The 19,856-nt window shown below is 48.7% G+C and carries 18 protein-coding genes, 12 tRNA genes and 1 riboswitch; of the genes, 24 read left to right on the top strand and 6 right to left on the bottom strand.

Annotated elements, in window-relative coordinates; all coding sequences use genetic code 11:
• Positions 1 to 19 precede the first annotated feature (19 nt).
• The 12 genes from DFR62_RS15545 (at position 20) to DFR62_RS15490 (ending at position 1,085) form a co-directional block, all read left to right on the top strand.
• Positions 20 to 95, top strand: a tRNA-Ala gene (locus tag DFR62_RS15545).
• Positions 96 to 116: 21 nt separating this feature from the next.
• Positions 117 to 190 (top strand) — tRNA-Met (locus DFR62_RS15540).
• Positions 191 to 198: 8 nt separating this feature from the next.
• Positions 199 to 275: transfer RNA gene (locus tag DFR62_RS15535), tRNA-Ile, on the top strand.
• A 15-nt stretch (positions 276 to 290) separates the two neighbouring features.
• Positions 291 to 383 (top strand) — tRNA-Ser (locus DFR62_RS15530).
• 42 nt (positions 384 to 425) lie between these two features.
• Positions 426 to 502: transfer RNA gene (locus DFR62_RS15525), tRNA-Met, on the top strand.
• A gap of 3 nt (positions 503 to 505) precedes the next feature.
• Positions 506 to 581, top strand: a tRNA-Asp gene (locus DFR62_RS15520).
• A gap of 15 nt (positions 582 to 596) precedes the next feature.
• Positions 597 to 672 (top strand) — tRNA-Phe (locus DFR62_RS15515).
• A 4-nt stretch (positions 673 to 676) separates the two neighbouring features.
• Positions 677 to 750 (top strand) — tRNA-Gly (locus DFR62_RS15510).
• 5 nt (positions 751 to 755) lie between these two features.
• Positions 756 to 832, top strand: a tRNA-Ile gene (locus DFR62_RS15505).
• 4 nt (positions 833 to 836) lie between these two features.
• Positions 837 to 911, top strand: a tRNA-Asn gene (locus DFR62_RS15500).
• Positions 912 to 915: 4 nt separating this feature from the next.
• A tRNA-Ser gene (locus tag DFR62_RS15495) sits at positions 916 to 1,007 on the top strand.
• 6 nt (positions 1,008 to 1,013) lie between these two features.
• Positions 1,014 to 1,085 (top strand) — tRNA-Glu (locus DFR62_RS15490).
• Here DFR62_RS15490 and DFR62_RS15485 read toward each other — a convergent pair.
• Both DFR62_RS15485 and DFR62_RS15480 read right to left on the bottom strand, forming a co-directional pair.
• Positions 1,048 to 2,079: a DMT family transporter gene (locus DFR62_RS15485; protein ID WP_121301203.1), complete on the bottom strand. Its 1,032-nt coding sequence runs from the start codon at positions 2,077 to 2,079 to the stop codon at positions 1,048 to 1,050. The genes DFR62_RS15490 and DFR62_RS15485 overlap by 38 nt on opposite strands.
• A gap of 138 nt (positions 2,080 to 2,217) precedes the next feature.
• Entirely contained in the window at positions 2,218 to 3,132 is a 915-nt protein-coding gene (locus tag DFR62_RS15480; RefSeq protein ID WP_121301197.1) for a 1,4-dihydroxy-2-naphthoate polyprenyltransferase, read from the bottom strand.
• Positions 3,133 to 3,292: 160 nt separating this feature from the next.
• Here DFR62_RS15480 and DFR62_RS15475 point away from each other — a divergent pair, with 160 nt between their 5' ends.
• The 6 genes from DFR62_RS15475 (at position 3,293) to menC (ending at position 10,571) form a co-directional block, all read left to right on the top strand.
• Positions 3,293 to 4,684, top strand: coding sequence for an isochorismate synthase (locus DFR62_RS15475; RefSeq protein WP_121301196.1), 1,392 nt, complete (start codon positions 3,293 to 3,295; stop codon positions 4,682 to 4,684).
• Positions 4,671 to 6,368, top strand: coding sequence for a 2-succinyl-5-enolpyruvyl-6-hydroxy-3-cyclohexene-1-carboxylic-acid synthase (menD, locus tag DFR62_RS15470; protein ID WP_121301195.1), 1,698 nt, complete (start codon positions 4,671 to 4,673; stop codon positions 6,366 to 6,368). The genes DFR62_RS15475 and menD overlap by 14 nt, the downstream gene beginning before the upstream one ends.
• Positions 6,365 to 7,186 carry a 2-succinyl-6-hydroxy-2,4-cyclohexadiene-1-carboxylate synthase gene (gene menH, locus DFR62_RS15465; protein ID WP_121301194.1) on the top strand — a complete coding sequence of 274 codons (822 nt, stop codon included), beginning with the start codon at positions 6,365 to 6,367 and terminating at the stop codon, positions 7,184 to 7,186. Before menD ends, menH begins: the two co-directional genes overlap by 4 nt.
• 1 nt (position 7,187) lies before the next feature.
• Positions 7,188 to 8,009 (top strand): 1,4-dihydroxy-2-naphthoyl-CoA synthase, encoded by an 822-nt coding sequence (gene menB, locus DFR62_RS15460; RefSeq protein WP_058381162.1) that lies wholly within the window; start codon positions 7,188 to 7,190, stop codon positions 8,007 to 8,009.
• A gap of 79 nt (positions 8,010 to 8,088) precedes the next feature.
• Positions 8,089 to 9,519, top strand: coding sequence for an o-succinylbenzoate--CoA ligase (locus DFR62_RS15455; protein WP_121301193.1), 1,431 nt, complete (start codon positions 8,089 to 8,091; stop codon positions 9,517 to 9,519).
• The gene (gene menC / locus DFR62_RS15450; RefSeq protein ID WP_121301192.1) at positions 9,510 to 10,571 is read left to right on the top strand and encodes an o-succinylbenzoate synthase; all 1,062 of its coding nucleotides are present in this window, start codon (positions 9,510 to 9,512) and stop codon (positions 10,569 to 10,571) included. The genes DFR62_RS15455 and menC overlap by 10 nt, the downstream gene beginning before the upstream one ends.
• A gap of 34 nt (positions 10,572 to 10,605) precedes the next feature.
• Here the strand turns inward: menC and DFR62_RS15445 are convergent, their stop codons facing one another.
• Positions 10,606 to 11,649 carry a metal ABC transporter solute-binding protein, Zn/Mn family gene (locus DFR62_RS15445; RefSeq protein WP_121301191.1) on the bottom strand — a complete coding sequence of 348 codons (1,044 nt, stop codon included), beginning with the start codon at positions 11,647 to 11,649 and terminating at the stop codon, positions 10,606 to 10,608.
• A 108-nt stretch (positions 11,650 to 11,757) separates the two neighbouring features.
• Positions 11,758 to 11,988: a membrane protein insertion efficiency factor YidD gene (yidD, locus tag DFR62_RS15440; protein WP_058381158.1), complete on the bottom strand. Its 231-nt coding sequence runs from the start codon at positions 11,986 to 11,988 to the stop codon at positions 11,758 to 11,760.
• Between the two features lie 111 nt (positions 11,989 to 12,099).
• On the opposite strand from yidD, the gene DFR62_RS15435 reads away from it, so the two are divergent.
• The 3 genes from DFR62_RS15435 (at position 12,100) to DFR62_RS15425 (ending at position 13,877) form a co-directional block, all read left to right on the top strand.
• A complete protein-coding gene (locus DFR62_RS15435; protein WP_121301190.1) occupies positions 12,100 to 12,546 on the top strand; it encodes a Dps family protein in 447 nt (148 codons plus the stop codon).
• A 67-nt stretch (positions 12,547 to 12,613) separates the two neighbouring features.
• Positions 12,614 to 13,066 (top strand): NUDIX domain-containing protein, encoded by a 453-nt coding sequence (locus DFR62_RS15430; protein ID WP_121301189.1) that lies wholly within the window; start codon positions 12,614 to 12,616, stop codon positions 13,064 to 13,066.
• Positions 13,053 to 13,877 (top strand): alpha/beta hydrolase family protein, encoded by an 825-nt coding sequence (locus tag DFR62_RS15425; protein ID WP_121301188.1) that lies wholly within the window; start codon positions 13,053 to 13,055, stop codon positions 13,875 to 13,877. Before DFR62_RS15430 ends, DFR62_RS15425 begins: the two co-directional genes overlap by 14 nt.
• Before the next feature lie 73 nt (positions 13,878 to 13,950).
• Here DFR62_RS15425 and pckA read toward each other — a convergent pair whose 3' ends face one another.
• A complete protein-coding gene (gene pckA / locus DFR62_RS15420; protein ID WP_121301187.1) occupies positions 13,951 to 15,540 on the bottom strand; it encodes a phosphoenolpyruvate carboxykinase (ATP) in 1,590 nt (529 codons plus the stop codon).
• A 237-nt stretch (positions 15,541 to 15,777) separates the two neighbouring features.
• Positions 15,778 to 15,888, top strand: a riboswitch (SAM riboswitch).
• 204 nt (positions 15,889 to 16,092) lie between these two features.
• On the opposite strand from pckA, the gene metK reads away from it, so the two are divergent.
• Complete coding sequence (metK, locus tag DFR62_RS15415) at positions 16,093 to 17,289, top strand: methionine adenosyltransferase (RefSeq protein WP_101190043.1); 1,197 nt, start codon at positions 16,093 to 16,095, stop codon at positions 17,287 to 17,289.
• 35 nt (positions 17,290 to 17,324) lie between these two features.
• On the opposite strand, the gene DFR62_RS15410 is transcribed toward metK, so the two are convergent.
• Positions 17,325 to 17,834, bottom strand: a complete 510-nt coding sequence (locus DFR62_RS15410) for a gamma carbonic anhydrase (protein WP_121301186.1) — start codon at positions 17,832 to 17,834, stop codon at positions 17,325 to 17,327.
• 99 nt (positions 17,835 to 17,933) lie between these two features.
• On the opposite strand from DFR62_RS15410, the gene DFR62_RS15405 reads away from it, so the two are divergent.
• Positions 17,934 to 18,734, top strand: coding sequence for an alpha/beta hydrolase (locus DFR62_RS15405; protein ID WP_121301185.1), 801 nt, complete (start codon positions 17,934 to 17,936; stop codon positions 18,732 to 18,734).
• A 48-nt stretch (positions 18,735 to 18,782) separates the two neighbouring features.
• Positions 18,783 to 19,793, top strand: a complete 1,011-nt coding sequence (locus tag DFR62_RS15400; RefSeq protein ID WP_121301184.1) for an LLM class flavin-dependent oxidoreductase — start codon at positions 18,783 to 18,785, stop codon at positions 19,791 to 19,793.
• Positions 19,794 to 19,856: the final 63 nt, after the last annotated feature.

Below are 19,856 nucleotides of genomic sequence, written 5' to 3'. Positions count from 1 at the left end.
GTCTTCCCGACCACTTTATGGGGCCTTAGCTCAGCTGGGAGAGCGCCTGCCTTGCACGCAGGAGGTCAGCGGTTCGATCCCGCTAGGCTCCACCAACTATACAATTTAAAGATCCTGGCGGCGTAGCTCAGCTGGCTAGAGCGTACGGTTCATACCCGTAAGGTCGGGGGTTCGATCCCCTCTGCCGCCACTTTTTTAGGACCTTTAGCTCAGTTGGTTAGAGCAGACGGCTCATAACCGTCCGGTCGCAGGTTCGAGTCCTGCAAGGTCCACCATTTAATATTTATCACGGAGGAATACCCAAGTTTGGCTGAAGGGATCGGTCTTGAAAACCGACAGGGGAGTCAAATCCCGCGGGGGTTCGAATCCCTCTTCCTCCTCCATCTTTAAAAAATGTGTGGACAATTTTTCTTCAATATAATTATCGCGGGGTGGAGCAGTTCGGTAGCTCGTTGGGCTCATAACCCAAAGGTCGCAGGTTCAAATCCTGCCCCCGCAACCAAATGGTCCCGTGGTGTAGCGGTTAACATGCCTGCCTGTCACGCAGGAGATCGCCGGTTCGATCCCGGTCGGGACCGCCATTTTTATAAATATGTGGGTCAGTAGCTCAGTCGGTAGAGCATTAGATTGAAGCTCTAAGTGTCGGCGGTTCGATTCCGTCCTGACCCACCATATTGCGGGTGTAGTTTAGTGGTAAAACCTCAGCCTTCCAAGCTGATGATGAGGGTTCGATTCCCTTCACCCGCTCCAATAATGGGCCTATAGCTCAGCTGGTTAGAGCGCACGCCTGATAAGCGTGAGGTCGGTGGTTCGAGTCCACTTAGGCCCACCATTGTTCCGAAGTAGCTCAGTGGTAGAGCACCGCACTGTTAATGCGATGGTCGTAGGTTCGAGTCCTACCTTCGGAGCCATACTGGGGAAGTACTCAAGTGGCTGAAGAGGCGCCCCTGCTAAGGGTGTAGGTCGGTAACACCGGCGCGAGGGTTCAAATCCCTCCTTCTCCGCCAGTATTTGGCCCCTTGGTCAAGCGGTTAAGACACCGCCCTTTCACGGCGGTAACACGGGTTCGAATCCCGTAGGGGTCATATTAAAAAGCGTCATGCATTCATATGCATGACGCTTTTTTCTTTTTTCTAATTTTTGTTCATTGTGTGAAGCGAAACTGTGTATTGCCATTCCTAGTATTACCATGGTTAAGCCAATTAATGCTATTGGGGAAGGAAATGCGATGCTTAAAAGAAAAAATTCACCTATTAATGCAAATATAACTTCCATAGATTGCGTGGCTTCAACTGCAGCAAGCTTTGACATGTTGTTTCTGACCATATCGGTCGCCATAAAGAATAGAACAGTCGCTACTACTCCTGAACTGATGGCAACTATCAAAGATTGATAAATTTGAGAGTTAGAAGGCAACCCAGTTGTCGAGAAACCATAAATAGAGAGAACCAACCAAAGCGGGAGACTGGCAATCGTCATTCCAAGCACGCGTTGATATGCATCTAGACGACCTTCGCAAACCTCCATCATTTTCCGATTTCCAAGTGGGTAGGCAAAAGCTGCTATCAAAACGGGTATTAACCCGAGTAGCAACGTGGAAATAGTAACATTAGTTAAGTGGTCAAGTTGAAGAAGGGCTATCCCAGCTAAAATAATCGTTGAAAACAATAAGCCTTTGATCGGAATGTGTTGTCTATGCATAATAGTTTGGCCGGATACATGAATTTTAACTAAAAAAAGAGGTGCCAGTAAAGTTCCAGCGATGATTGTAAATTGCCAAGTTCCGGCTATTAGCCATCCTGGGGAATATGCTGCTGCAAAACACAAGGGAGCGTAAAAAAGACCGAATCCTATGAAACTCCACAATAACCATTTCACCTTATGTTTTTTCATTTCGTGGAGGAGCGGAAGCAAGTTTCCCCTAAGCATGACAATTAATAAGAGGAAAGGAATCATAAATAGGTAACGCAGGGACGCGCTCCATACCCAATGGCCTCCTTGTGCCTCCATTAATGCATTAACAATAAATGTGACTGCAAAAAACATTGCTCCTGCAAGACCTAATAAAATTGGTTTCATAGGAAAACCCCTTTAAAATATATTAGATACAATATATCGTAACCGAGAAATTTTCACCACTCTTATTTTTAATGAGACTTCTCATAGCTATTTCTATAATAAAAAGCTGATGGCAATGAGCCATCAGCTTTTAGGTATTTAAGATAAAAAATAATCTACTAGTAGACCGATTGCTAGCAGGAAGCTGAACAAAGTGTTCGTGATTCCCGTGTCTTTCATGGCAGGCATTACTTGTAGAGGCTCAGTGTAGCGCTTAAAAGTCATAATTACTTTCAAGGGCTTAATAACACTTAGTAGCACCAATAAAGCCCAGGGTGTAACAATACCGAGCAACACCAATAAAATAATCCAAGCATAAGACAAAATAAAGAACCACATGAAAATTGTTACTGCAGCCGGTCGGCCGGCTAGGATCGCTAAAGTGCGCCGCCCGCTTTTTTTATCTCCGACCATATCGCGGATGTTATTGGCCATCATAATTGCTGCTACGAGCAATGTGCTGGGTACAGCTAACATAACAGCGGTGGAGGTGATCGTTTCTGCTTGGATATAAAAAGCGACGATTACTATGAGGAAGCCCATGAACAATCCTGAAAACAATTCACCTAATGGCGTGTAAGCAATCGGGTATGGCCCACCGGTATAAAAATAACCGACTAGCATACCAATGCCACCAACCGCCAATAGCCACCAACTGGTAGAAGCTGCAATATAAAGCCCTAATACAGCAGAGATAGCGTAGAGCAGAAATGCCAGAACCAGAACGGTTTTTGGTGAAACACCATTCCGGACGATAGCGCCCCCAATGCCAACGGATTCTTCAGTATCGAGCCCTCTGGCGTAATCATAGTATTCATTGAACATATTAGTTGCTGCTTGAATCAGTAGGCTTGCGATCAGCATGGCTAAGAACAGCGCCCAATTTAAAGCGGTATAATGGATTGCAATCATTGTCCCTAGGAATACTGGGGCAAAAGATGCCGTTAAAGTATGGGGCCGGGTGAGCTGCCACCAGACGCGCCATCCACTATCAGCTTGTATGGAATGTGTCATTTCTATCTCTCCTATTCATTTCTTTCCAACCTATATTGTACTTCAAAACGCAGAGATTTACAGCATATGTTGTGCTGAATTCCGGAGAAAGGGGTATGATAGAAGGTAGAGATAAAATGTATCGCAGTGAATTGAAGCTGCAGTAAACGGAGGTAATCCGGTGAATTCACAATCGTATTCATCAACTGAACAAATGGAAGCGAATCGCTTCAGTGGCTATCGCTTCTATACAGAAACAATTGAAGTATCGACCATGTCTGCTCTGGCATTTTTTGAAGCTGGGCAGGAACAGTACGAAGGTAAGCGCATGTTTTGGCAGAATCGTGAAAAGTCCTTTACGATGGTGGGCCTTGGACATGCTTATGTGCTGACGGCTGACGATTATAAAGGACGATTCAGCAGCATTCAGAAGGACTGGAAAGCGCTGAGTGCCCAATTGGTGAATGAAGAAACAGCGGTTCAGCCAGTGCTATTCGGCGGTTTTTCATTTGATCCTTTGAACGATCAGCCGAGCGAGTGGCGAAATTTCCCGCAGGCTTATTTTGCTGTGCCGACATTTCAGCTTATTATCAAGGGAGAGCAGGCGTATGTCAGTGTCCACTTGATTACTAAGCAGCCAAACAGTTTTATGGATTTTGAAATGTTGCGTAAAGAACGTGACCGGCTAATTCATGGCGCACAAGTCTCAGAGCCAAAAGCGTATCAAAAACCCCAAGTTTCTGATAAAAAGGAACTGAAGAAAGACGAGTATATGCGGTCCATCGAAAAAGTGACGGACGTAATCCGAGCAGGCGAAGTCGATAAGGTGGTTATCGCAAGAGCGCTGGAACTTCGTTTTAAGGAAGCTTTAGCACCGGCTTCTGCTCTCTACCAAGCAGCGAATGAACAGCCAGAAAGCTTTTTGTTCGGGCTGGAAGCTGGCGAACAATTCTTTTTCGGGGCGACTCCGGAGCGCCTGGTTAAAGTGGAACAGCAAAGAGCATTGTCTACTTGTTTGGCGGGTTCTACCCCACGCGGTCAATCTGTTGAACAGGACGAAGCGCTGGGACAAGCTTTATTAAATGATTCAAAAAATCGTTCCGAGCATCAGTATGTTGTCCAGATGATCGGTGACGTGTTCGAGGAGCATTGTTCGGATCCGCGCATTCCGCAAAATCCTAAGCTGATGAAAATTCGGGATATACAACATTTGTATACACCGGTGGAAGGCAAGTTGAAAAAAGGCAGTTCGTTACTGGATCTTGTTGAAGCGCTACATCCGACACCCGCACTCGGCGGTGAACCGAAGTTGCAGGCGCTTAGCTTTATCCGCTCTTATGAACCTCTGAATAGAGGATATTATGCAGCGCCGATCGGCTGGATCGACGCAAAAGGCGATGGTGAATTCGCTGTGGCGATCCGTTCCGCTTTGCTTGATGGGGATAAAGCGTATTTATTCGCAGGCGGCGGCATTGTGGCAGATTCTACGCCAGAAGCCGAATATGATGAGACATGGGTGAAGTTCCGCCCGATGCTTCGTGTACTGGGAGGAAATTTGCATGACGAATCGTGAATTTTTAACTGAATATGTTTCAGCTTTTACAAATTCGCTGTTACATGCAGGGGTAAAAAAGGCGGTTATCAGTCCAGGTTCGCGTTCGACGCCTCTTGCTTATGCCTTTATGAAACAGGAAGGGATAGAGACGTATCGGCAAATAGATGAACGATCGGCTGGGTTTTATGCACTAGGTTTGGCCAAAGCTTCGAACAGTCCAGTTGTTTTGATTTGTACATCAGGGACTGCGGCAGCCAATTATTTTCCCGCGATTGTCGAAGCCTATTATGCGCGTGTGCCACTTTTGGTCGTGACGGCAGACCGTCCGCATGAGCTTCGTGAAGTCGGGGCCCCGCAAGCGATTAACCAGATCAATTTATTCGGCTCCCATGTCAAGTGGTCAGCTGATTTGCCGTTGCCGGAGCAAGGCAACCGTTTAGAGTTTTTGAAGCGCCATTTGGGGCGTGCAGCAGCCATGGCTGTAACCGCGCCGAAGGGACCGGTTCATTTGAACGTGCCATTCCGTGAACCGCTAGGCATCGATTTCGAACAGCCTTATGAAAGCGAAAGAGAACTATACCGTTTTGAAAGCAGCCAGCAGCTGACTGATGAAGCTGCGGCATTTTTACGAGGAGTGTTCAGCCATTCACGGGGCTTGCTGATCGCTGGGGAAAATACGGCTCTGGTTTCATCGGAGCAATGGGAGTTTATCCGCCGCCTCGGTTGGCCAGTGCTTGCCGATCCGTTGTCGAATCTGCGCTCGAATGTACCTGATGATCTAATGGATGTCATCGTCGATTCCTATGATGCCTTGCTGAAGAACGAGAAATTTGCTGACAGTGTAGCGCCGGACGTAGTGGTAAGGATTGGGCCTCAGCCTGTATCCAAGCCGCTCAGCCTATTTTTAGGGAAAGCCGAGCCTGCGAGTTATGTCGTGCTCGATGAAAGCCCGATGCTTAGAGACCCGCAATCAGCTGTCACGCATCACATCCAACAGCATGCTTCTGCCCTATGGAAGTTGAGTTTGAAAGCGAAATCGTCGAATCCGTATCTCGAACAATGGATAAAAGCAGGGGAATTGGTGCAGGAGACGATGTCTATCCATTGCCAGCAAGAATTGGATGAAGGCGTATTGGCGAAAGCCTTTTTTGATGAGCTCGATGGGTGTGATTTAACTGTGAGCAGCAGTATGCCGATACGGGATGCAGATACGTATTTCCAGGTGACGCAACGGGACGTCCGGATTTATGCCAACCGCGGCGCCAATGGCATAGACGGAGTGGTATCGACTGCTTTCGGGATCCAGGCAGCGAATAAACGGCCTAGCTATCTATTGATCGGTGATTTGGCTTTGCTGCATGATATGAACGGTTTGCTTGCATCGAAACTGCAAGCTGCCGATATGACGATCATTGTCATGAACAATGATGGAGGCGGGATATTCTCTTATTTGCCCCAGTCGAAAGAAGAGCGCTACTACGAGGAACTTTTCGGCACGCCGACAGGAATCCAGTTCAAAGCAGCAGCTGAAATGTACGATGCGGAATATTTCTCTGCGGAGACTGTGGATGAATTGCAGTCGGCGCTTAGAACGCCGAAAGACAAACCGGTGCGCATCATTGAAGTGGCAACAAACCGCGCCAATAACGTAACGGTTCACCGGAAATTGTGGGACCGGCTCGATGAGGTGCTAAATACATGAAATTGATAGCGAATGGTGTTCGCTACCATATTGAGGTAGTGGGAGATAGAGCCCATCCTGTCCTGGTTTTGCTTCACGGCTTTACGGGCAGCACTGCTACATGGGAAACGGCCATTGAAAACTGGAGAGACTATCGGATAGTGGCGATCGACTTGATTGGGCATAGCCAGACAGAAAGCCCGGCAGACGAAAGTCGTTATACGATGGAACGGCAGCTGGATGACCTTGATTACATTTTCAAAGAAATGAAGTTGGAGAAATTCACATTGCTCGGCTATTCGATGGGCGGTCGCACGGCACTTGCCTATACTTGTGAATTTCCACACCGCATTGACCAGCTTGTTTTGGAAAGTGCTTCACCTGGCTTGAAATCAGAAGTTGTAAGAGAAGAGCGGCGAGAACGGGATGCTCAGCTAGCCACTAATATCCTTAATGGTGGACTAGAGCAATTTGTTGAGAAATGGGAGAACATCCCGTTGTTCGACAGCCAGAAATCATTGCCGGAACATGTGCGGCAGCAAGTAAAACAAGAACGATTGGCACAGACTGCACAAGGTTTGGCGAATAGCTTGAAAGGCATGGGCACAGGTTCACAGCGATCTTATTGGACCTGTTTGCCGGAATTGGAGATGCCAGTTTTGCTGGTGACCGGAGAACTGGATCCGAAGTTTTGCGCCATCGCTCGTGAGATGGAGGAATTATTGCCGAACGCAGAACACTGCATCATTTCAGCGGGACATGCGATTCATGTGGAAAAACCTGCTGAATTTGCTACAATGGTTATGGAACGATTAAATGGAATTAATAAGGAGGACTAGTATGTCAACACGTCAATGGGTTACAGAACTTACATATGAAGACATTAAATACGAAACATATAATGGGATTGCAAAAATCACCATTAACCGTCCGGAAGTACGCAATGCATTCCGCCCGAAAACGGTTCATGAATTGATCGACGCGTTTTCACGCGCGCGCGATAATTCGGATGTTGGCGTCATCGTCTTGACAGGCGAAGGCGAAAAAGCATTCTGTTCAGGCGGAGACCAATCCGTCCGCGGACATGGCGGCTACGTTGGGGAAGATGAAATTCCGCGTCTTAACGTCCTGGACTTACAGCGTTTGATCCGCGTCATTCCAAAACCGGTTGTTGCAATGGTTGCTGGATTCGCGATCGGCGGCGGACACGTGCTTCACGTTGTTTGTGATTTGACGATTGCTGCAGACAACGCACGCTTCGGCCAAACTGGACCGCGTGTCGGTTCATTTGATGCAGGCTATGGCTCCGGCTATTTGGCACGCATCATTGGACATAAGAAAGCACGCGAAATCTGGTACTTGTGCCGCCAATACGATGCACAGGAAGCGCTTGATATGGGCCTCGTCAACACAGTTGTTCCTTACGAGCAATTGGAAGATGAAACCGTGAAATGGTGCGAGGAAATGCTCGAAATGAGCCCGACTGCACTGCGTTTCGTAAAAGCGGCAATGAATGCAGATACGGACGGCCTTGCTGGACTTCAGCAAATGGCTGGCGACGCAACTTTGCTTTATTACACAACGGATGAAGCGAAAGAAGGCCGCGATGCGTTTAAAGAAAAACGCAAACCGGACTTTGGCCAATTCCCACGTTTCCCATGATCATATGAATTAGAAAGAGCTGTCTTCTTCGGAGGCAGCTTTTTTCAATCGATTAACTGTAAAAGAAAGGATTTTGAAAATGACATATCCGAATTGGCTTTCGCAGCGTGCTTACCTGACGGGAAATCAATTGGCTTTATCGTTCGGCGAGGATGAATGGACGTTTGGGGAAGTGAACAAAATAGCGCTCGATTATGCCGGGAAGCTGGCCCATTTTGGCATCACGGAACATTCGCGTGTGGCCTTGCTCGCTAAATCGAATGCGGAGGCTGTTTTTGTCATGTACGGCTGCCTGCATATCGGCTGTGAAATGGTCATGCTTAATGAACGGCTGGCGGGAGCGGAACTTGCTTATCAAATTGAAGATGCAAAGGTGGACCAGGTATTTGTAGATGGTGAACTCTACGAGAAGGTAGCGGCATCGCAGCCGGTTTCTTTTGAACAATTGAGACAGGCGCCATCTGTGGACTTTGCATTAAAAGCGGAATGGGCGAAGGACCGCACCGTGTCGATCATGTACACTTCGGGAACGACAGGCAATCCAAAAGGGGTCAGGCAGACAGCTGAAAACCATTTTTCGAGCGCAGTGTCTTCTGCGCTGAATTTGGGTGTGTCGCCTGACGATGTCTGGCTATGCATGGTGCCTTTATTCCATATTAGCGGATTCTCGATTTTGATGAGGTCGCTCGTCTACGGGATGGGTGTCCGGCTTTACGAGAAATTCGACGCCACGGTGTGTGCGGATGAATTATGCAAAGGGCAAGTGACGCATAGTTCGATGGTCGCTGTCACGCTTGATCAAGTACTTAGGGAAATCGAGCAGCGCGAACTGAGCGTTTCAGCTCGCTTCAAGCAGATCCTGGCGGGAGGCGGCCCCGTGCCGGTGTCTTATTTGCAGCGGGCGGAAGCGCATGGCATTCAAGTGCTCCAAACATACGGGATGACGGAAACGTCTTCGCAGACAACGACTTTGCAGCCAGCTGATGCGAAAACGAAGATCGGTTCTGCCGGCAAGCCGCTATTTTTATATCAGGTAAAAATTGACGGGGCAAAGACAGGGGAAGCGGGAGAGATTCTCATCAAGGGGCCTCAAGTGACCCCTGGCTATATCGGTAAGTTCAAGGACCGGGCTGTGCAAGAAGACGGTTGGCTCTCAACAGGCGATATCGGTTATTTGGATGATGACGGATTTTTATATGTCGTCGACAGGCGCTCGGACTTGCTCGTTTCAGGGGGCGAAAATGTCTACCCGGCAGAAATCGAGAAAGTCTTGATGGCACACCCATCCGTACGGGAAGCCGGTGTTTGCGCGATGGTAGACAGCACATGGGGAGAAGTGCCAGCGGCGTTTGTCGTGCTCGATGAACCTGAAGTGTTGGATGAGCTGGCGGAATTTTGCCGCGGTCAGCTGGCCGGCTATAAAGTGCCGAAACTGTTCCGTATGGTGGATGCGTTGCCAAGGAATGCGTCGAATAAATTGCTCAGAAGGGAATTGAAGACATGGCTGTAATTGCCGGTATTGAATTCCGTAAAGTGAACCAGCCTTTGAACCAGCCTTTCATCACTGTCTTGCAGAAAGTACAAGAGCGGGAAGTGACGATAGTGATCGTCCGGGATGCTCAAGGGCGCGAAGGCTACGGTGAATGTGTTGCTTTTGATACACCTTGGTATACCGAAGAGACCGTAACGAGCAGCCGCTTTGTGATGGAACAGGTGCTGGCTCCCCTATTGCTAAATGAACGTTTGGAGCATCCGACAGAGCTGGAAAGATTATTTTCCAAAGTAAAAGGCAATCATATGGCAAAAGCTGCTGTGGAAATGGCTATATGGGATTTATTTGCGAAACGTCAAGGTGTGCCGCTGCATGAATTCATCGGGGGAGTTCGGAAAACAATCCCTGCAGGCGTTGTCGTCGCAGGAGAGAGCGATGAACTGGCACCCAACGTAAAAGCAGCAATCGGCAGAGGTTATCGGCGCATCAAACTGAAAGTTTCACCTGATACCGATGCGGCTTTATTGAAAAGCTTGGTTGCGGCCAATCCGGAGATCTCGTTCTATGCCGACGCCAATGGCAGTTTTTCAGGGCGGGCATTGGAAGAGCTGCTGGCATTCGATCAGGCCGGTTTTGCGTTGATCGAGCAGCCATATGGCGAACATGAGTGGGAAGCCCATAGTGCTGCACGTTCTAAAATGACAACGCCAATCTGCCTGGATGAAAGCATCCATAGCCTCGACGATGTAAAACGCATGGCAGAACAGCAAGCAGGGGATATTATCGTCTTGAAGATGGGTCGTCTCGGTGGTTGGTCAGAAACCTTGAAGGTCGTCGAGTTCTGCAGAAATGAACAGATCGGGATGTGGGTCGGCGGCATGATCGAGTTTGGCGTATCGAAAGCGCATAATCTGGCGCTTGCATCGCTGCCCGAAGTGAAACTGACTGGGGATTTTTCAGATTCAGGCCATTTTTGGCAGGTAGATATCGTCTCTCCGGAAATCCGTGTGGAGCATGGGGAAATCAAATTAAGCGAAAGTCCAGGAATCGGATATAAGCTGAACATATAAAAAACTCGCCGACTTATTGTTCGGCGAGTTTTTACTATTTCAAGACTGTTTCGAGTGCTTGAAGATTTTTTTCCATCAAGGTGAAATACGTTTCATCGTTGTCGATGTTCTCCTGGGTCAGCACTCCGAGGTTATGCATTTCAATCGCTTCGGCGCCTACTTCGTTTTGGATGACTTCCGTCAAATTCGACGAGACGTTTTGTTCGAAGACGATGTATTGAATGTCTTTTTCACGCGCCATGTCGACGATTTCCGTTAACTCTTTCTGGGACGGTTCATCTTGGCTATTCAAGCCTGCGACGGCCACTTGCTCAAATCCGTAAGGTGCTGCAATATAACCGAATGCTGAGTGGGACACGAAGAAGGTGTCACGTTCGACTTTTTCGCCCAAATTTTGGAATGATTCATCAAGCGCTTCTAGTTCAGCGACGAGTTCTTCATAATTCTTATCGAATTCCTCTGCGCCTTCCGGGTCTTTTTTCGCTAAAGCATCACGGACAGAAGCGGCGAGTTCCTGGCTCAGGACAGGTGAGATCCAGACGTGTGGATCAGTGGAGCCATGGTCATGGCCTTCGTGGCCTTCTTCCTCTTCGTGGCTTCCCTCTTCATCATGTCCTTCTTCTTCATGAGCATCTTCCTCTTCGGGCCCATGCTCGTCTTCACTATGTGCCTCAGTTTGTGCACCAGCTGCCGCTTCAAGTTGTTCATCGGTGATTCCGTCTGCTGTAGCGACAAATTCGAGGTCTTCATTTTGAAGCGTTTCCTGTGCGCTGTCGATAAAGCCTTCAAGCCCTAAACCGACATAAAAGAGTAGATCGGCGTCCGCCATATTGATCATGTCTTTTTGGGTTGGTTCAAAGCTATGCTCGTTGGCGCCAGCCGGGTAAACGGATTTGACGTCGACACGCTCGCCACCGATACGTTCTGCAAAATAGACGAGCGGATAAACCGTTGCATATACATCAAGTTTCCCTTCGGCCGCTTCGCCTTCAGGGCCGCTATCGGGTTGTGCCGTGCCGCCGCACGCAGCCAATAATAAAATGAGTGCTATTCCTGCAAATAATGCTAGTTTCTTCATAAAATGTCCCTCCAAATTTAATGCGTGTTCATAAAATGTAATCGTTACGTTTTGTTGACTCTTAGAATCATACAATACAATCCGATTCAACACAAGAAAAAAACCCACCTATTTTTTAGGGGGCCATTCTTCCGGGACAAAATCCACTCCGCCTTTATGGAACGGGTGGCAGCTTAAAATGCGGCGAATTGCGAGATAGCCGCCTTTTAATGCGCCATGTTTTTCTACCGCTTCAATCCCATAATGGGAGCATGTCGGATAGAATCTGCAGCTCGGCGGCGACAGTGGGGAGATGAAGCGTTGATAGAAACGGAACAGCTTCACTAATGCGGTTTTCATCGTAATTCCACTCTTTTCTTGTTTGGTTGCGGTTCGTTGATGTTTATTGTAGGGCTTTTAGAGGTATTTATAAAGCAGAAGAGCTTATCAAAAAATGGAGAGTGATGAATTGTGTCAACAGCATTAAACGAGGAATTGAACGTACAAGTCGCTTCATGGTCAGTACTCTATACGAAATTACATAATTTCCACTGGTATGTCAAAGGGCCATCTTTCTTTACCTTGCATGTAAAGTTTGAAGAACTCTATAACGAAGCGACGCTTCATATGGATGAGATTGCGGAACGCCTGCTGGCACTTGGCGGCAAGCCGGTAGCAACAATGAAAGAGCAGCTCGAATTGTCGGTCGTAGATGAAGCGACCAGCAGCGAGAGCGCGGAGCAGATGGTCGATACCATCGTTTCCGATTACGACAAGATCATGAAATCCTTGAAAAAAGGCATGGAACTTGCGGCTGGAGACGGCGATGACATGACAGAGGACATGTTCAATGCCATCCATCAAAACTTAGAGAAGCATTCGTGGATGCTGTCTGCATTTCTCGGCGAAAAGAAGTAGAATAGAAGAAATGGGCGTACGACCGTTAGCCGGTTGTGCGCTTTTTCTGAAGCCGGGAGGATGTTTGATGGAATATAAGGACTTGAACGGCTGCACTTGCCGTTTATTTTTTGAAAAAGGACAGTCACAGATTGAAAGCCGGCATGTGCTGGTGATAGGAAAATATAATGGCAGCTGGCTGTTGACGAGGCATTCCGTGCGCGGCCTTGAATTTCCGGGGGGCAAAGCCGAGCCAGGCGAATCGCTGGAGCAGGCGGCGAAGCGGGAAGTATTCGAAGAAACTGGAGCCAGTGTGAATGAATTAAATTGGCTTGCGGAATATACAGTTTATACAGATAAACCTTTTAGCAAAACGGTATTTACAGCCACTATTGAGGACATGAAGCAAGTGGAGTGGATGGAGACAGACGGACCGGTGCTGGTTCCAAAGATTGTGATCGATGGAAATTACAGCTTCCTGATGCGCGACGCGGGCATGGAAGCGATTATAGAGAAGGTGAAGACTGTTGAAAAATGGTGATATTGAATCGATGAGATGGTATCCATCGCCGAATCCGAATGTACGACTGCGGGAAGTGACGTATTGGTCTGAAGGCTTGCGTATTAAAGGCTTGCTGGCGCAGCCGAAAAAAGATGATGCCGGAAGTGGAATCTTGTACCTGCGCGGTGGCATCCAGTCCATCGGCATGGTGCGGCCGGCACGGATCGCTCAATTTGCGGGAATGGGATTTACCGTTTTCGCCCCTTATTACCGCGGCAACCGCGGCGGTGAAGGGAAAGATGAGTTTGCCGGGGAAGACCGCTATGACGCCGTGAATGCCGTGGAAGTGCTGAAAAAATTCAGTGCAGGCCCAGTTCATTTGCTGGCATTTTCAAGAGGCGGCATCATGGCGCTGTGGACTGCTGTGCTGAGAAGCGATATTTGTTCCGTCGTCACATGGGCAGGCGTCACGGATACGGTGCTGACGTATAAAGAGAGGCTGGATATGCGCCGTATGATGAAGCGTCTTTACGGCGGTACGCCGAATACCGCGCTTCCAGCATTTGAAGAACGCAATCCTTTGATGCGTATCGGAGAGAGCGATGCTTCTTACTTGATTATCCATGGCTTGAAAGACGACAATGTTTCGCCTCAGCAAGCCTTCCTATTGGAAGAATCGTTGCAGCTCAATCATCAGCCATGTGAAACGTGGTATTTTCCGGAGTACACACATTTTTTCCCTCCTACGGCAAATCGCAAGACTGCGAAGGCGCTGACGATATGGATGAAAGAGCAGGAGAAGCGCAAAGAAGATTCAACCGAAGCTGTCCGCAATAATGCAGAAGCTTAACGCGGTAGTTGAGAATAAAACAAAAAAGGACGGAGAGAAATGAATGATTTCTCTCCGTCCTTTTATGATGTAATTAATTATGGGTAGGGCCGCCTTTTTGGCTGATGCCAGCATCCACAGTGCCGAATTTTTCAAAGTTGTCTTTGAACTTCTTCGCCAATTCCTGTGCTTTTTGGTCATAAGCTTCTTTATCAGCCCATGCATTGCGCGGGTTCAATACTTCAGTCGGCACGCCTGGGATTTCTGTTGGCATGTTCAAGCCGAAGACCGATTCATGTTCCATGTCCACGCCGTTCAAGTCGCCGCGGATCGCTGCGCGGACCATTGTGCGTGTGTAGGACAGTTTCATGCGGCTTCCGACGCCGTATACTCCGCCAGTCCATCCTGTGTTTACCAGGTAGACGTCTGCGCCGTGCTCATCGATTTTGTCGCCGAGCATTTCAGCGTAAACTGTCGCGTGAAGCGGAAGGAATGGTGAGCCGAAGCATGTCGAGAATGTCGCTTCCGGTGAAGTCACACCGCGTTCTGTGCCGGCCAGTTTTGATGTGTATCCGCTAAGGAAGTGGTACATCGCTTGTTCTTTCGTCAATTTGCTGATTGGAGGCAATACGCCGAATGCGTCCGCAGTCAAAAAGACGATCGTTTTCGGGTGCCCTGCAACAGAAGGGACGACGATATTGTCGATAGCATCGATCGGGTACGCTGCACGCGTGTTTTCTGTTAACGATCCGTCATCGTAGTCTGGGATGCGCGTGTCTTCGTCAACGACGACGTTTTCAAGGACAGAGCCGAAACGGATGGCATCGAAAATCTGTGGTTCATTTTCACGAGACAAGTTGATTGTTTTTGCATAGCAGCCGCCTTCGATGTTGAAGACGCCGTTATCCGACCAGCCATGTTCATCGTCGCCGATCAATTTGCGGTCTTCGTCAGCTGACAAAGTCGTTTTGCCTGTGCCGGAAAGGCCGAAGAACAAAGCGACGTCATCGTTTTTGCCGACGTTCGCTGAGCAGTGCATCGGCAGGATGCCTTTTTCAGGAAGGATGTAGTTCATGATCGAGAAGATGGATTTTTTCATTTCGCCAGCGTATTCCGTGCCGCCGATCAAGATAATTTTCTTTTCCATCGAAACGATGATGAAGGTTTCGGAATCCGTTCCGTCCACCGCAGGGTCTGCATGGAAAGTCGGGGCGTAAACGACAGTGAATTCAGCTTCATGCGCCTTCAGTTCTTCCGCAGTCGGGCGGATGAACAATTGATGGGCGAACAGGTTATGCCATGCGTATTCATTGATTGTCTGAATCGCAAGGCGCGACTCAGGATCTGCGCCGGCAAAACCTTTGAAGACGTACAAAGCGTCTTTTTCTTTCAAATGATTGAGGACTTTAGCATATAGGTTTTCAAAGATTTCAGAGGAAATCGGGCGGTTGACGCTGCCCCAATCAATTTTATCTTTCGAAATCGCCTCTTCTACCATATACTTGTCTTTAGGCGAACGGCCCGTGTATTTGCCGGTTTCCGCTTTGACAGCGCCTTCACGCGTCAATACTGCCTCCCCGCGGGATGTTGCAGCTTCCACCAATTGTGGAACGGATAGTTGCGTATTAATATTCGAGCCGTTCAAAAGCTCTTTCAAATCATTTGCTAGGTTCACTGAAGTCATATATATGTACCTTCCTTTTCGTTTATTCCCAAATGAATGGGGAAGATGTATATTCGAACATTAGTATAACACATTGACGCGATTAGTCTATACTAATAACTAGAAATCTGTCAATGTTAACGATTTGTGCTGTTTCAATAGTAGAAAAAGATGCATGCTTAAAAGTCTGACAATCGTTTCCGGTAAAAACGTTGACAGTGCTTGCTGCATTCCGTATGATGGGAAATTGAACGGATACTCTTATTCCGAGCTGGTGGAGGGTGCAGGCCCAATGAAACCCGGCAACCTGCTGCAATTGCAGCGATGGTGCCCAACCTGAAGCAAGGCGAATGCCTTGGACGATAAGAGTGAAAGGTGCTTATGATGATTATTCCTTTCCTCATTGCTTAAAGATGAGAGAAGGGATTTTTTTATGGAATGCCCTTAATCCTCGTGTGCAGGCTGAAAAAGCTGGAAGTTCAATTCCTATAAACGGAAACGGACTTGACATGGGAAAACGAGTACCGTATCAATTTCGAGAGCAATCTCGCAGGATATAAGGAGGAACTTTTTTTGACAAACCGTCGATTATTCACATCAGAATCAGTAACAGAGGGCCATCCGGATAAGATTTGCGACCAGATTTCAGACGCAATCCTGGATGCGATCCTGACAGAAGACCCGAATGCGCGTGTTGCATGCGAAACGACCGTAACGACAGGGCTCGTCCTTGTCGCAGGAGAAATCACGACATCCACATATGTAGACATTCCGAAAGTGGTACGCCAGACAGTTAAAGAAATCGGCTATACACGCGCGAAATACGGATTCGATTCCGAGACAAGCGCAGTGTTGACAGCGATCGATGAGCAGTCGGCAGATATCGCTGCAGGCGTCAACGTGGCCCTTGAAGCGCGTGAAGGCCAGATGACCGATAAGGAATTGGATGAGATCGGAGCAGGCGACCAAGGCTTGATGTTCGGGTATGCGTCAAACGAAACAGAAGAATTGATGCCATTGCCAATCAGCCTGGCGCACAAACTCGCACGCCGCTTGGCAGAAGTGCGCAAAGAAGAAATCTTGCCGTATTTGCGCCCTGATGGCAAAACGCAAGTAACGATTGAATATGATGAAAACAATAAACCGGTGCGTGTCGATACGATCGTTATTTCGACGCAGCACCATCCGGAAGTGTCTTTGGAGCAAATCCAGCGCAACTTGAAGGAATACGTCATCAATGAAGTCGTACCTGCTGAACTGCTAGACGCTGAAACGAAATACTTCATCAACCCGACAGGCCGTTTCGTCATCGGCGGGCCTCAAGGTGATGCAGGGCTTACAGGCCGCAAGATCATCGTTGATACGTACGGCGGTTATGCACGACACGGCGGTGGGGCATTCTCCGGTAAAGACGCGACCAAAGTCGACCGTTCCGGTGCCTATGCAGCACGCTATGTGGCGAAGAATATCGTTGCTTCTGGCCTCGCCGATAAATGTGAAGTGCAGCTTGCTTATGCAATCGGCGTAGCACATCCGGTATCGATTGCTGTCGATACGTTCGGCACAGGGAAAGTCAGCGAAGACAAATTCATTGAACTCGTACGCGCAAACTTCGATTTGCGCCCAGCCGGGATCATCAAGATGCTCGACCTGCGCCGCCCGATCTACAAACAGACAGCGGCTTACGGCCACTTCGGCCGCACGGATGTCGACCTTCCGTGGGAACGCACAGACAAAGCGGATGCTTTGAAACAACAAGCAAACGCATAATAAAAAGCAGGCGGATATTTTTCCGCCTGCTTTTTCTATTGAAGTGATTTATAATAAGCTGCTTTTTCCGCGTATTCCCGGACAATGCGTTCCATATCTTGTTTGTCCGCTTCGTTCAGCTCACGCACAACTTTTGCAGGACGGCCGAATGCCAGTGTGCCCGCTGGGATTTTCTTTCCTTGTGCGACAAGGCTGCCTGCGCCGATAAAAGCCCCTTCGCCAATTTCAGCGCCGTCCAGAATGATTGAGCCCATGCCGACGAGAGCGCCTTTTTTGATTTTGCAGCTGTGAAGCGTCACTTGGTGGCCGATGGTGACATCATCTTCCAAAATGAGCGGGTTGTCCGGACTTTGGTGGAGCATCGATAGGTCTTGGATATTGGTGTTTTTCCCGATAATAGTCGGTGCCACGTCGCCGCGGATGACTGTGTTGAACCAGACAGAAGAATTCTCGCCGATCGTCACATCGCCGGTGACGGTCGCATAATCGGCAATGAATACCGATCTGTCAATATTTGGTGATTTGTCTTTATATGGATAGATCATGGCAAAGCTCCTTTATCATTGATAAGATGTAATTAGTTCTAATCGTATCAAAACAACGGAAAAGGTCAATCGATCAAGCTGTATAGGGAGGCGCGGATTATGTGGAAATGGCAAGCGGAAGGCGAGGCAACAGGCGTTATCGTGTTGATCCATAGTGCATACGAGGAACATAAGCGCTATGCGTGGCAAATCGAGCAATGGCGGAGGAGCGGCTTTCATGTCTATATGGGTGATTTGCCGGGCCACGGGACACTAGCAGCAGCTGATTCGGTACACCGTGAAACATTTTTTGAATATGATAAGACGGCCGCTGAACTGCTGCGCCTGGCAGCGGGCAATGACTTGCCGGTCGTGCTCGCGGGACATGGGCTCGGCGCAGCGATCGCCATCCATGCCCTTGGAGAAAACCGCCATCCTATAGCAGCGCTTATTCTCACGTCGCCATGGTTTGAACTGCAAAAAGTGCCGAGCAAGCCAACACTTGCGTTGTCCGGAATCAGCAAGCTTACTGGAAAAGGTAAAATCGACCATGGCATCGAATTGCGCCATTTGACGAGACGCAAGTTCCAGGATGAATTGGGAGGGAGAGACCGAGCGATCCAATCGCTCAGTTCACCGGCCTGGTGGAAGGAATTGCAAAGCTATTTGGAACAAGCAGCACAAATGCAACTTCAGGATATTCCGATCATGCTCAACACTGGCCAGCGTGATTTGATTACGCGCACGGCAGCAGGGCGCACTTGGCTGTCCAAGCAAGCCGTCAACGAATTCCATTTTAAGGAATGGCCGTTTTGCTATCACGACCTGCTGCAGGAACCGGAACGGGACGAAATTTTCCAGGCAGTGCTGTGCTTTGCCGAATCGGCAGCGGAATCCGAGAAAAGTCGCCGCAGCCAATAACACTTCATGGTCAGCCATTGCATCAAAGAATAGAAAGGAAAGATCAAGATGCCACTTCGTTTCAGCATATTAGACCAATCCCCGATTTCACAAGGCCAGACAGCTAGCGAAGCTTTGGCCGATACGGTCCGGTTGGCGCAACACGCAGAAAAATGGGGCTATACGCGCTTTTGGGTATCGGAACATCACGATGCCAAAACTTTGGCGGGCTCTTCTCCGGAGATCCTGATCAGCCATATCGGTGCCAGGACTTCATCGATCCGCTTGGGTTCTGGCGGTGTCATGCTGCCGCATTATTCGGCATTTAAAGTGGCCGAGAACTTTAATTTATTGGAGAGCCTGTATCTTGGGCGTATCGATGCGGGAGTGGGCCGTGCGCCAGGCGGCATGCCGAGAGCATCGTTCGCTTTATCGAATGGCCGCTTGCGGGATGCGGGGCGCTTTCCTGAACAATTGGATGAGCTGCGCATGTATTTGGAAAACAGCATTCCGGAGTCGCATGATTATTATGGAATGACTGCAACCCCGGTGCCGCTTGAAGCACCGCCGATCTGGATGCTCGGTTCAGGCGAGGGGTCTTCGCAATTGGCCGCCCACAAAGGCTTGCCGTATATGTTCGCCCACTTCATCAACGGCGAAGGCGGACAGGACTTTGCAGCCAACTACAGAAAAAATTTCATTCCCCATAAAGGCAATGGACCGTATACAGGCTTTGCGATTTTCGCGGTTTGCCAGGAAACTCGTGAACAGGCGGAATATGTCGCGTCTTCACTCGACCTGTCGCTTGCGATGGGAGCACAGGGCATGCCGTCTGACGGCACGCCGCCTCCCGAACAGGCAGCCGCTTACGAATACTCGAAATTTGAAAAGCTGCTTGTCGCGGAAAACCGCCGGCGCATGGTCGTCGGCGACCCTAAGCAAGTGGTGGATCAATTGGAAGCGCTCGGCGAGGAATATGGCGCCGATGAAGTGATGATTGTTTCCGTCGCCTATGATTTCAATGATAAGTTAACGACGTTCCGGTTGATCGCTGAAGAAATGACTAAAAGAATATCCTAAAAAAGCAGTAGGCTAAAAAACGGCCTGCTGCTTTTTTGCATGTTTGCCGAAAAAGGTTTACAG

Source organism: Planococcus citreus (assembly GCF_003664125.1).
GTDB classification, from domain to species: domain Bacteria; phylum Bacillota; class Bacilli; order Bacillales_A; family Planococcaceae; genus Planococcus; species Planococcus citreus.
The sequence above is the reverse complement of the archived record's forward strand: the minus strand, read 5'-3'. Positions and strand labels throughout refer to the sequence as shown.

Bases quoted from the DNA above. Each gene is read 5' to 3' on its own strand.
- DFR62_RS15485 (WP_121301203.1), bottom strand. From the start codon at position 2,079: ATGAAACCAATTTTATTAGGTCTTGCAGGAGCAATGTTTTTTGCAGTC.
- DFR62_RS15480 (WP_121301197.1), bottom strand. From the start codon at position 3,132: ATGACACATTCCATACAAGCTGATAGTGGATGGCGCGTCTGGTGGCAG.
- menD (WP_121301195.1), top strand. From the start codon at position 4,671: ATGACGAATCGTGAATTTTTAACTGAATATGTTTCAGCTTTTACAAAT.
- menH (WP_121301194.1), top strand. From the start codon at position 6,365: ATGAAATTGATAGCGAATGGTGTTCGCTACCATATTGAGGTAGTGGGA.
- menB (WP_058381162.1), top strand. From the start codon at position 7,188: ATGTCAACACGTCAATGGGTTACAGAACTTACATATGAAGACATTAAA.
- DFR62_RS15455 (WP_121301193.1), top strand. From the start codon at position 8,089: ATGACATATCCGAATTGGCTTTCGCAGCGTGCTTACCTGACGGGAAAT.
- menC (WP_121301192.1), top strand. From the start codon at position 9,510: ATGGCTGTAATTGCCGGTATTGAATTCCGTAAAGTGAACCAGCCTTTG.
- DFR62_RS15445 (WP_121301191.1), bottom strand. From the start codon at position 11,649: ATGAAGAAACTAGCATTATTTGCAGGAATAGCACTCATTTTATTATTG.
- yidD (WP_058381158.1), bottom strand. From the start codon at position 11,988: ATGAAAACCGCATTAGTGAAGCTGTTCCGTTTCTATCAACGCTTCATC.
- DFR62_RS15430 (WP_121301189.1), top strand. From the start codon at position 12,614: ATGGAATATAAGGACTTGAACGGCTGCACTTGCCGTTTATTTTTTGAA.
- pckA (WP_121301187.1), bottom strand. From the start codon at position 15,540: ATGACTTCAGTGAACCTAGCAAATGATTTGAAAGAGCTTTTGAACGGC.
- DFR62_RS15410 (WP_121301186.1), bottom strand. From the start codon at position 17,834: ATGATCTATCCATATAAAGACAAATCACCAAATATTGACAGATCGGTA.
- DFR62_RS15405 (WP_121301185.1), top strand. From the start codon at position 17,934: ATGTGGAAATGGCAAGCGGAAGGCGAGGCAACAGGCGTTATCGTGTTG.
- DFR62_RS15400 (WP_121301184.1), top strand. From the start codon at position 18,783: ATGCCACTTCGTTTCAGCATATTAGACCAATCCCCGATTTCACAAGGC.